The sequence below is a fragment of the Staphylococcus sp. EG-SA-18 genome (assembly GCF_017151825.1).
GTDB lineage: Bacteria > Bacillota > Bacilli > Staphylococcales > Staphylococcaceae > Staphylococcus > Staphylococcus aureus.
On the sequence record NZ_JACYVY010000065.1, the window covers coordinates 1 to 2,126 of the forward strand.

Here is a 2,126-nt window from a genome sequence, read left to right on the forward strand (position 1 = left end):
GGTTTTAACATTAGTCAATTTTTCTTTCTTATAATCTTAAATCATGATTTGGTTTACTTTAACACTTAAATAATTATATTTTTATCCATTCTATTCATAACATTTATTCAATTGGACCTGAAAAGAAAAACAACGGTGGTTCCGCTTCATATTTGTCAATAGCGGTTTAAGATTGGCGTGTTTTAAATACTTAATCACTTTCAAAATCTTTTTAGTCAGTATGATTCTTCTATAATCTTAAAGATTTTCATATTATAATATTACACATTTTTTCGAAATCTTATTTAAACTTATTTACTAGTTTCCTTGTGGATTGTTGGTTGTGTTTTAGAAATTCACGTCACAAGTTCAATATAAATATTGTTTTTTTACTTTTTATAAAAGTTTGAGCGGTGGCATAAATATATAGATAAATCTAAAAATTACGCCTAATTTTTGACATGTCATTCTTAATTATTTTCTTATTATATTTGCCATCGTCATAAAAAACATTGTACCACCATTCTTGTCTATCTCGAAGAGAAATTTTTTCTAGATATATTTTCCATCCAATAGACAATTTTTTAGTATTAAGAAAGTTTAATAAACTTTCTTTTTTAATAAGTAAACATTCATTATCAAATTCGAGTAATTTAGAATTAATACATATTGTTTCACCAAATTTAGTTTTCCATACTCCTTCTTCCGTTTGTATTAATGAAAAATAATCTACTATTTCTTTACACGGAATATAAAAACTTATTGATTTGTCCTTAACAGAATAATCTAACTCCCAAAAATATTCATAAATAGCTGGACATAATTTACCATCTGATTCAGTTAAATATCCCTCTTTATAATTTTTATAAGCTTCGCTCCAATAATATTCATATAAATATATACTATGTGCTCGAGGAATATTAATACCTCTATCATAATTATTTTCATAACCTTTGATAATTTCATTACTATCTTCTTTATTATAAAAATATCCCATCGCTAAGAAATAACATGAGTCTCTATCTTCAAATGGTATTTCTTTCTCTCTCTTTTCAAAATTAAACTTTGAGCTTAAACATATATATCTATGATTGTCTATATCTATTTCTAAAAATAATTTTGTTTCATCAAAAACTTTGGTATTTTTTACCCATTCATTCGATTGATGCGAAGGAAGTGGTGAGGGTACTAGTATTTTTGATTCTTTATCAATTTCAAGTAATAGTAAAGTAGGATCAATATCTCTAATATAATCATCCCATAGTCCAGAATATTGAACATCAGGAAATTTATCTACAAGTTTAGCTAAAATTTCATAGTAAGCAATCCATTGATATTTTTTGCTAATTCTTTCAATTGAATTATTAAAGTTATCATAACGATTAACCCACATATCAAATTCACCATGTAATTTTGCATCATAACCCATTTCAAAAATCCTCATTAATGCTATATTACTTAAGTCTTGATCACTTTTAAAACCCTTTACCCAGTTTCGTACAGCATAACCAAATACATATCTGCCAAAATCGCCATATGCCCCAGTTCCTCTTCCATATTCCGTTGTCATTGAGTTTTTAATTTTATCGATAGAAAAATGTAAATGGCTATCTAATTTGTTTTTTAAAGATTTTATGTAATCGTCTATATTTAAATTCGAATATTCTTTTTTATACCAATTACTTTTATAAGGTGGCCTAATTTTTTCTAAATTTATATTAGATATATCTTTTGATAAACTAATATATTCAATTGTTTGCCTAGCATAATCTCTCATTAAAATATGAGGATATACCATTTCTTTATCAAATATTTCTTCATAAATATAATTAGCAATCTCTATATGTATTTCACAAATGTCGATTCGAAGTGTCGCCCCTAAAACAGAAGCATATAATCTTTCGACTATATATGGATCATTGTTATTTTCAAATAATTTTAATAAACCAATAATTTTAGTTGGAAATGTTTTGAATAATTTTACTAAAGATTTAGTACCGAGATCTCTTAATTTATTATTAGTTGCAGAAAATATCCACGTTAAAAAAATCATATATTTTTCCGCAGTTTCTTCATCTAATTTCTTATAGTTACTAAATAGCCAATTAATAATTTCAAAAACCTTTTCATTATTTATAGATATATAT

The 2,126-nt window shown here is 25.2% G+C and carries 1 pseudogene; it reads right to left on the reverse strand.

Annotated elements, in window-relative coordinates:
- Window positions 1-415 precede the first annotated feature (415 nt).
- Window positions 416-2,126, reverse strand: a pseudogene (locus IDG66_RS12580) (SMEK domain-containing protein); the annotation flags it as partial.